The 8887-nt window shown below is 43.2% G+C and carries 6 protein-coding genes; all 6 read left to right on the top strand.

Going from position 1 to position 8887, the window contains the following annotated elements; translation table 11 throughout:
• Nucleotides 1-592: 592 nt before the first annotated feature.
• The 6 genes from CI595_RS06015 to CI595_RS05990 all read left to right on the top strand — a co-directional run bounded on the left by CI595_RS06015 (nt 593) and on the right by CI595_RS05990 (nt 8880).
• Nucleotides 593-3118 (top strand): FAD-dependent oxidoreductase, encoded by a 2526-nt coding sequence (locus CI595_RS06015; protein WP_095172320.1) that lies wholly within the window; start codon nt 593-595, stop codon nt 3116-3118.
• Between the two features lie 369 nt (nt 3119-3487).
• Entirely contained in the window at nt 3488-5014 is a 1527-nt protein-coding gene (locus CI595_RS06010; RefSeq protein WP_095172319.1) for a Cas10/Cmr2 second palm domain-containing protein, read from the top strand.
• A 20-nt stretch (nt 5015-5034) separates the two neighbouring features.
• On the top strand, nt 5035-5613 hold the full coding sequence (locus tag CI595_RS06005) for an RAMP superfamily CRISPR-associated protein (RefSeq protein ID WP_242987036.1): 579 nt from the start codon (nt 5035-5037) through the stop codon (nt 5611-5613).
• Nucleotides 5606-7156 carry an RAMP superfamily CRISPR-associated protein gene (locus CI595_RS06000; RefSeq protein ID WP_095172318.1) on the top strand — a complete coding sequence of 517 codons (1551 nt, stop codon included), beginning with the start codon at nt 5606-5608 and terminating at the stop codon, nt 7154-7156. The genes CI595_RS06005 and CI595_RS06000 overlap by 8 nt, the downstream gene beginning before the upstream one ends.
• Nucleotides 7146-8522: an RAMP superfamily CRISPR-associated protein gene (locus CI595_RS05995; RefSeq protein WP_162291817.1), complete on the top strand. Its 1377-nt coding sequence runs from the start codon at nt 7146-7148 to the stop codon at nt 8520-8522. The genes CI595_RS06000 and CI595_RS05995 overlap by 11 nt, the downstream gene beginning before the upstream one ends.
• The gene (locus tag CI595_RS05990) at nt 8506-8880 is read left to right on the top strand and encodes a hypothetical protein (RefSeq protein ID WP_095172316.1); all 375 of its coding nucleotides are present in this window, start codon (nt 8506-8508) and stop codon (nt 8878-8880) included. Before CI595_RS05995 ends, CI595_RS05990 begins: the two co-directional genes overlap by 17 nt.
• Nucleotides 8881-8887: the final 7 nt, after the last annotated feature.

Genomic DNA, 8887 nt, shown 5'->3' with positions numbered 1-8887 from the left:
AAGGCCAAAAGATAAAGGTCGAAAGATAAAGGCCAAAAGATAAAGGTCGAAAGATAAAGGCCAAAAGATAAAGGTCGAAAGATAAGGGCCAAAAGATAAAGGTCGAAAGATAAGGGCCAAAAGATAAAGGTCGAAAGATAAGGGCCAAAAGATAAAGGTCGAAAGATAAGGGCCAAGAGATAAGGGCCAAAAGATAAAGGCCAGAAGATAAGGGCTAAAAGATAAAGGCCAAAAGATAAGAACCAAAAGATAAGGTCCAAAAGATAAAGGCCAAAAGTATAGGTTAAAAGATAAAGGCCAAAAGTAAAGGCAAAAAGATAAAGGTCAGAAGATAAAAAAGAAAGATAAAGAACAAGAAGTTAAAGACAGAGGATAAGAGATAAATGATAAGGAGTGAGAAATGATGGGGAGGAGTATGTGGTAAGAAATATTTTGGTGTAAGTGTAAATAGGGGGTGGTAAAGTGGAGGAAAATAGTATATATTTTGGTTATGAGGGTTATAGGTAAATAAGAATTTCTTTTTTGAAGGATTTGGAATATAATGGGGTTGTGGGGTAAAACTGATAATAAAGAGAGAAAGAAGGTATAGGAGTTGAAGACATTGGAACTTAGGAAGAATTTTTATTGGACAGGAATTGTGGATGCGGATTTGCGGGTGTTTGATATTATTATGTATACGGAGTTCGGCACTACATATAACTCTTATGTGCTGAAATCCGGGGATAAGACGGTTTTGTTTGAGACGGCTAAGGTGAAATTCTGGGATGAATATTTGGAGAAGGTCCAGGAGATCACAGCGGTTGATAAGATTGATTATCTTGTTGTTAGTCATACGGAACCGGATCATGCAGGCAGTATTGAGAATTTGTTGAAGCTGAACCCGGGACTTAAGATTGTAGCTACCGGTTGTGCACTTGGCTTTTTGAAGGAGATTGTAAATGATGACTTCACTGGGATCGCGGTGAAGGATAATGAGACCATGAAGATTGGGGACAAGACTCTGCGGTTCCTTGTGGTGCCGAATCTGCATTGGCCGGATACCATGTATACTTATATTGAGGAAGAACAGATTTTGGTGACTTGTGATTCCTTTGGGTCCCACTATGGATTTCCGGATGTGCTGGCAAGTAAGGTGACAGATAAAGAAGGATATATGCGGGCCACAAAGTATTATTTTGATTGTATTTTGGGACCGTTTAAACCTTATATGCTGAAAGCGCTTAAAAGAGTGCGTGAACTGGATGTGTCCATGATCTGTACCGGACACGGGCCGGTGCTGGATGATAAAATTGAGCAGATGTATGACATTTATGAGGAATGGTGTACAGTTGTGAATCCTAACAGCACGAAAACCGTAATTATCCCTTATGTAAGTGCTTATGGGTATACCAAGACATTGGCAGAAAGGATTGCCAAAGGCGTGGAGGACAGCGGGGATGTGGCTGTGCGGAGTTATGATCTGGTAGATGCAGAGCAGGAGAAGGTGCTGGAGGAACTGGGATTTGCTGATGGTATCCTGTTCGGTACACCGACTATTTTGGGAGAGGCATTGAAGCCTGTCTGGGATTTGTTGATTTCCATGTATCCTGTGACTCACGGGAAGAAGCTGGCAAGTGCATTCGGCAGTTACGGATGGAGCGGCGAGGGCGTGCCTCATGTGATGGAGCGGCTGGAACAGCTTCGTATGCGCACCGTTGACGGCTTTCGCGTTCGTTTTAAGCCAAGTGAAGCGGATTTGATCGATGCTTATGACTTTGGTTATAATTTTGGGTGTATGCTTCAGGATAAGGAGAATGAGAGAAAGTCAGGCAGAAGCAGGCTGGTGAAATGTCTGGTCTGCGGAGCTATTTTTGATTCGTCTATTGATATTTGTCCGGTTTGCGGAGTGGGAAGAGAGCATTTTGTACCTGTGGAGGAGGAAGAGAATCAATTCCATCAGGATACAAAGAATTTCTATCTTATTCTGGGAAACGGGGCTGCGGGAATCAGTGCGGCGGAGGCTGTCAGGCAGAGGGATAAGACGGGGTCCATCACTATGATCTCTAATGAAATATATAGTACCTATAACAGACCTATGCTGACAAAATCAATTATGGCAGACCTGGATGCCAGTCAGATCGCTGTGCATGAGACATCATGGTATGAGGAAAACAGAGTATTTCAGATTCTGGGGCGCCGGGTGGACAGGATTGATACAGACAGTAAAGAGGTAGTTCTGGATGATGGCATGAAGCTGAAATATACGAAACTTATCTATGCTCTGGGGGCAGAGTGTTTTGTGCCGCCTATGAAGGGTGTGGATAAAAAGAATGTGTTTGCTATCCGAAGACTGGATGACACCAAAAAGATTGCAGATATGCTTCCTCAGGTGAAGAATGTGGCAGTGATCGGCGGCGGTGTGCTGGGCCTGGAAGCTGCATGGGAACTGAAAAAAGCGAAGTGCAGGGTGACAGTGCTGGAGCTGGCGCCTGTTATCATGGGACGTCAGCTTGATGAGCCTGCGGCTGAATTGTTGAAGAAGATAAGTGAAGCCCAGGATATCGAGATCCGCACAGGTGTTAAGATCGCATCTATTGAGGGAGATGATTTTGTTTCCGGAATCCGCATGGAGGATGGCCAGGTTCTCCCGGCTGATATGGTGGTAGTTTCCTGTGGAGTGAGGGCGAATACTGCTGTGGCAAATGAGGCAGGTCTTGAGGTGGACCGTTCTGTTGTGGTCAATGCCAGGATGGAAACCAGTATGGAGGACATTTATGCGTGCGGAGACTGTGCCCAGTATCAGGGGATCAATTATGGATTGTGGAGTCAAGCTGTGGAACAGGGCAAGACAGCCGGAGCCAATGCGGCAGGTGATAATTTGGAATATGAGACCGTATCAGCGGCACTGAATTTCCATGGAATGGGGACCGCGCTTTTTGCTGCGGGCGATAATGGAAAGAATCCGAATTTGATTTATAAAACAGTTGAATTTAAGGATATGGGAAAGAAGCAGTATCAGAAGTTTTACTTCCTGAATAACCGGCTCTGTGGTGTGATTTTGATCGGAGATGTAAGCCGTCTGGCAGAGATGACGGAGGCGTTGGAAAAACATGCAACTTATCAGGAAGTGATGAAATAGTAAATAGTATTTATGGGAAAACCAGGCATGGGCGTGCGTCCAATGCCTGGTTTTTTGCGGTTTTCAAAGATAAACTTCCCATATGGCAGATAAGTAAGAAAAGATGTTTCATGAAAATGTGTGAGAAAACGTGGAATTATGTATAATTGCATAAATTGCAGGTGCATAAAAATGGAAAATAGTGTAATATATACTATAAGGGAGAAGCGCCGACGTTTAAAGATTGTGTAAAGTGTTAAGATAACGACGAAAAACAATGCTGAATGGGGAAATATTACATATGGGCTGTTTTATGATGTGTTCTGAATTATAAAAGATATGTGGAACGCGAAATGATAAAAGTATGATCAAGTCAAAGGAGGAGATGCTATGCGCTATTTAATGATACTGGAGGTATCACAAAAGCAGGCATATATATTTGCCAGTACAAAACTAAAGGACAACATTGCAAATTCTGAATCTATCTGTCAGGTGACTGATCCGGGATATTTCCGGGAAATCGCAGCGGGAGCAGGAATCCCTTTTTGCCAGGAGGATAACTTGGTATATTCCGGAGGCGGACATACTGTTTTGGAGTTTGCATCCGAGAAAACTGCCAAGGCATTTGCTTTTCATATATCCCAAACCGTGCGTAGAGAATTTCCGGAGATGGAATTGTTCATTAAAACAATACAATATAATGATGCAGAGGAACCGGGGCAAAATTTAAAACGTCTGTCAGAGGCACTGGAGGCAAAAAAATCTGTGCGTGCCGCATCTTTTCATCAGGGAACCTTCGGGGTGGAGAGAATGGATGCCACCCTGCGAAAAGCGATATGCACAGTAGAAGAGGATAATAGAATCGCGTGGGAGCCTATTCCGGAATATGTACCGGAAGGATATTCTGTCCCAAAGCAGTTTGATGATCTGGGAAATGCAAAGAATGAATCCAGCTTTGTGGCAGTCATCCATATTGATGGAAACGCCATGGGAAAAAGGGTGGAAAAAATACGGAGGGAAAATCGGACGAAGCCGTGGGCAGAATATAAAGATATTTTGAGAAAATTCAGTAAGTCCGTAGACGATGATTTTAAAGAAGCATATAAAGAAATGCTTGACCGAATTGCGCAAAACTTAAAAAACAGGAAGCTTACGGCTTTGAAACTACAGGGAAATACCTTCCCGGTCCGCAAAATTATCCTTGCAGGGGATGATGTCTGTTTTGTGACAGAGGGAAGAATCGGACTGGAAGCTGCAAGGATCTTCATTGAGCAGTTGGGAAGTAAAACAAATAAGCAGGACCATCAGGGGTATACGGCCTGTGCCGGTGTGGCGATCGTTCATAAGAAGTATCCATTTTATAAGGCATATGAGACGGCAGAAATGCTTTGCTCTAATGCAAAAAAATACGTTGCATCTTTTTCCCATGAGCAGAGGGATGCCAGTGCATCTGCCATTGACTGGCATATTGAATTAGGGGTTATGCTGGAATCCTTGTCTGAGATGAGAAAACAATATGAGGCTGCAGATGGGAAACAATTAGAACTTCGGCCATACCTGCTTTCAGCAGAAGAAGAGATTTGGGATAGAGAAAAAATCCGCCGATATGAAAATTTCAGAACGTTGGTAACAAATCTCCAAAGCGATCAAATCGCGTACGCCCGGGGAAAGATCAAGGAATTCTGTGCAGCACTAAAAGAGGGAGAGCAGACTGCCTGGTATTATATGAAAAACAATCTGATGGATGAGCTGGCATTGGTAGGCTTTGCGGATATTTATGAGGAAGTGAAGAACGACAGGCTTTTTACAGGAAGAGGATTGGATAGAAAGATTTTTACGCAGACAGCGGATGGTAAAGACAGGGCATTATTTTTTGATGCCATTGAAATGCTGGATACTTATATAAATCTTGATTAAAGGATGCGGGAGGTGCGGGAATGCAGTTAATGATACAAATGCATTTGGAATCAGATGCAATATTTGGAAATGGAATGAGCATTCCGGGAGGGGAAGACATTGGTGTCCGGACAGATGCCCATGGATTTCCTTATATGAAAGGCAGTACATTAAAGGGACTGTTCCGGAAAGAGTTGATCAATTATTTGAACTGGGAGCAGAAGTCTCTGGAGGAGATCAAAGAAACCGTGCAGAGACTGGCAGGAGAAAGAGGAAATGATGACATTTATAACCCTCGAAAACTGATTTTTTCTGATTTGACATTTCATCCGGATCTTCAGGAATCAGTATTAGCAGAGGATATTTCCCGGCAGGAGCTGCAGAATATTTTTACTTATCTGCGTACTTTTACGGGTTTGGAGGACGGGCTGGCAAAAGACGGCTCTCTCCGAATGGCAAGATGTATTAAAAAAGGATTGAATTTTTATGGAACATGCTGCTGTGACCAAAAAGATGAGGCTCTGGTATGCAGTGTATTGTCCATGATCAAATGGGCAGGGAGCATGAGAAACCGGGGGTTTGGAAAAATAGAGATGAAGGTGGGGAAAGCGGATGAGTAGATTTATAAGATTTGTGATTGAAAACTGTGGCCCTGTCAGAATCGCTAATGATGAGACAAGCCAGCATGGGCAGACTGATACACTGAAATATATTCCGGGAAGTACACTGCGCGGTCTTGTTGTAAACAGTCTGCTCTCACAGGGAGAGAAGTTTGAAAAATATAAAAGGCGGATCTTCTCAAGTCAGGTACAATTTATGAATGCATATCTGATGATAGAAGAAAAGGAACTGATTCCGTCACTGAAGGGTTTTTACGAAGATAAGAAAGAATATACAGGAAAAAAACAAATAGAGAATGGAATGGTGACCGAAATCGCCGCAGGTGCCAAAAGAGCATCTTTGGGTCATTATTGTTATATTAATGACGGTTGTATTTTTTATACCGATGTACAGACCGGGGAAGACCTGAATATTAATACCGGAAAAGACAGTGATAAAGCCATATTCCGGAGTCAGTATATGAAAAAGGATCAGCGTTTTGTGGGATATATCAATTTTACGGAAGATGTAGAAGAGGAATTGATCTTGCTGATCGAACAGGTATTCCATGGAATTATTTACATCGGTAATAAGCGTTTTGCAGGATATGGCGCATGCAAATGTATAGACACTGAAATAAAAGAGGGTATGCCTTATGAGGAACTACGAAATGTACAGACGTCTGATGCATTTTTCCTTGTTCTGCTTTCCGATACGGTGATAGTAAATGAGTACGGCGAAATGTCAGGCCTTTACATTCCAGAACTGGAACAAGAGCTGGGGTGTGAAAAGCTGGAAATTGTCCGCTGTGCCACATCCATTCGGGAAGTATATGGTTACAACCGTATTTGGAAGGGAACTGTGCCGTCAGCTGTGATGTACGAGGCCGGAAGTGTTTTTTACATAAAAGCAGCAGGAAAGGTTGAGGCGGAGAGACTACGCAGTCTTGAGAAAAAAGGAATCGGGATCAGAAGGAATGAAGGGTTTGGACAGATAGCCATATGGGATTCTTACAGCGAGATCACATATAAACAGGCCCTTTCTGACGGAGCAGCAGAAAATGAGAAAGATGCAGATACTGTAAAAGAGCGGCCTCTGCACACAACAGAAATCCAATCGGATCTTAAGATCGCAGCCAAAGGTCTTTTACAGTATCGCATCGAAAGAGGAATAGAAAGGTACATTGTGGAAGATGCCTCCACCGGCAATCTGGAAGAGATTTCAAAAAGTAAAAGGGGTGTTGTGGAGTCTATGTGTATGCAGCTGCGTTATACGCCCCGGGAAGCACGGGACCAGCTTGAAAGCTATATTCAACATGAAAAAGAAAAGGACAGTCGATTGAAAGGCTACACACAAAAGAGGCAGCCCCTGCATCTCTATGTAGAGGACATTCTTCATAAGGATTTAAGTAAGATCCTGGGTTTGGAGTGGAAGGAAAATAAAATATTTGGTATCCGCGTACAGGATATTCTCTCCGGTGATGATGAGATAAAATATAAGCTGAAGCTTATGATCGATCAAATCCGATATGTCAACAGGAAGGAGAAAGACCATGCAGAATAACCGGGAATCCCAAAGCTGCTTTGACAGCATATATGACAGAGTAATAAAGTATCAGGTAAGGGCGGAGTGCAGGGAACCTCTCCACATTGGTTCCGGAGAAAAGGAACAGGGTGAAATTCTGATCCATCCGGTGGAGGATCGCCCGTTTATTCCAGCCACAGGGATTGCAGGGGCTTTCCGCGAACATTTTACGGACGAGAAGCTGCGTAACGAAATGTTTGGAAACGTAAATGAAAATGGCAGTGACGGAAGCAGGATTCGCTTCTGCGATGGATTTTTTGAGAAGGCTTCTGTAGAAACAGAGCTGCGGCCACATATAAAGATTGATGGGGAAACAGGAACCTGTCAAAGTAATGCTGTAAAAGGTGCCGCAATTTCCAGCGGACAGAAGTTTGAGATTGAATCCGTAGCGGCAGGCTCTGAGTTTGCATTCTCTGTATATATATTTGAAAAGGAAAGATCATACGAAAAGCCATTTGAAGAGGCATTAGAAGCCTTACACTGTGGTAATATCCAGTTTGGCGGGCAGAAAAGTAATGGTTGTGGCTATGTAAAGCTTGCATCAATAAAAAAATCGGTTTATACAATGACAGATGAAAATGACAGAAAGCAGTGGTCAAAAGAAGAAAAAGCAATGAGGGATATCACTGCTGAGATCACTGATAAAGCGGAAGCGCAGGACCAGCGCCTCCATTTTGAACTGTCAGGAAAAACAGAAGGTGCCATTCTTGTGAAAGCGGTCAGCATAGCCGATTACAGCGAGAATGCTCCGGATGCACAGAATATTGTAAATCACAGGAAAGAGTATATGATTCCGGCGTCTTCCCTAAAGGGCATTATCCGCAGTCAAATGGAGAAGATTGCAGTTTATAAAGGGATGGGTTTAGAGATAATTGATGATATATTTGGGACCTGTGCAGATGACAATAGCGGAGGAAAGCGGGGGGAGATAAAATTCTTTGATTGTGTTGTGGGAAATACGACTGATAATGACAGGGTAAAAGCGCAGGCGCGGATACATATTGATAAGTTCACCGGTGGTGTGATTTCGCAGGCACTTTTTAGTGAAAAACCAGCGTATGGTTCCCTGGTGATTCGTGTGGATATGGAAAATGCAGATAACTATGCCGGAAATGCTCTTCTTTTAATGGCACTGCGTGACCTGGGCATGGGAATCCTTCCTGTGGGAAGCGGGAGCAGTATTGGACGTGGCTATCTTACCTGTGACCGTTTGAAGATCAGTAAGGGGTCAGAGGTTCTTGCAGAAATAGATCTAAAAGCCGGCAAAGTAGTCGAAGGTGCCGCTGTTATAGAAGAATATATCGGTTTTACAGACAGGGGGATTAGGAATGGCACAGATAGTTGAAAACCTTGAAGTTGAAGAGCTGACACTGGAAGAGGCAAGGGCCACTCTTGGGAATTATGATTTTGCCATTGTCCATATGATCAGTCAAATGCAATATGGAGAGATAGACAGTATCAATGTTAACTGGGAAGAACTTTTGGAATTGAGGGCATTCAATGGCAAAGAAGAACTGCATGTTTTCGACAGGAACGGTGAAAGTAAGGCAGTCCATGTTTTTGAAACAGGCAATGTTAAGGACATTATCATAAAATCTTATCTTATGAGAAACGGGAAGAAACTGGTGGTTAAAGAATACCTGCAGCCGGATGAAGACGGGCAGGCAGTGGCAAGTTATAACAGGCCATTTTCCATGAAGTGAGGGAGGA

The sequence above is a fragment of the Blautia hominis genome (genome assembly GCA_002270465.1).
Taxonomy (GTDB): domain Bacteria; phylum Bacillota; class Clostridia; order Lachnospirales; family Lachnospiraceae; genus Blautia; species Blautia hominis.
The sequence above is the reverse complement of the archived record's forward strand: the minus strand, read 5'-3'. Positions and strand labels throughout refer to the sequence as shown.

Coding starts and splice junctions, on each gene's coding strand:
- CI595_RS06005 (WP_242987036.1), top strand. CDS start 5,035: ATGCAGTTAATGATACAAATGCATTTGGAATCAGATGCAATATTTGGA.
- CI595_RS05995 (WP_162291817.1), top strand. CDS start 7,146: ATGCAGAATAACCGGGAATCCCAAAGCTGCTTTGACAGCATATATGAC.
- CI595_RS05990 (WP_095172316.1), top strand. CDS start 8,506: ATGGCACAGATAGTTGAAAACCTTGAAGTTGAAGAGCTGACACTGGAA.
- CI595_RS06010 (WP_095172319.1), top strand. CDS start 3,488: ATGCGCTATTTAATGATACTGGAGGTATCACAAAAGCAGGCATATATA.
- CI595_RS06000 (WP_095172318.1), top strand. CDS start 5,606: ATGAGTAGATTTATAAGATTTGTGATTGAAAACTGTGGCCCTGTCAGA.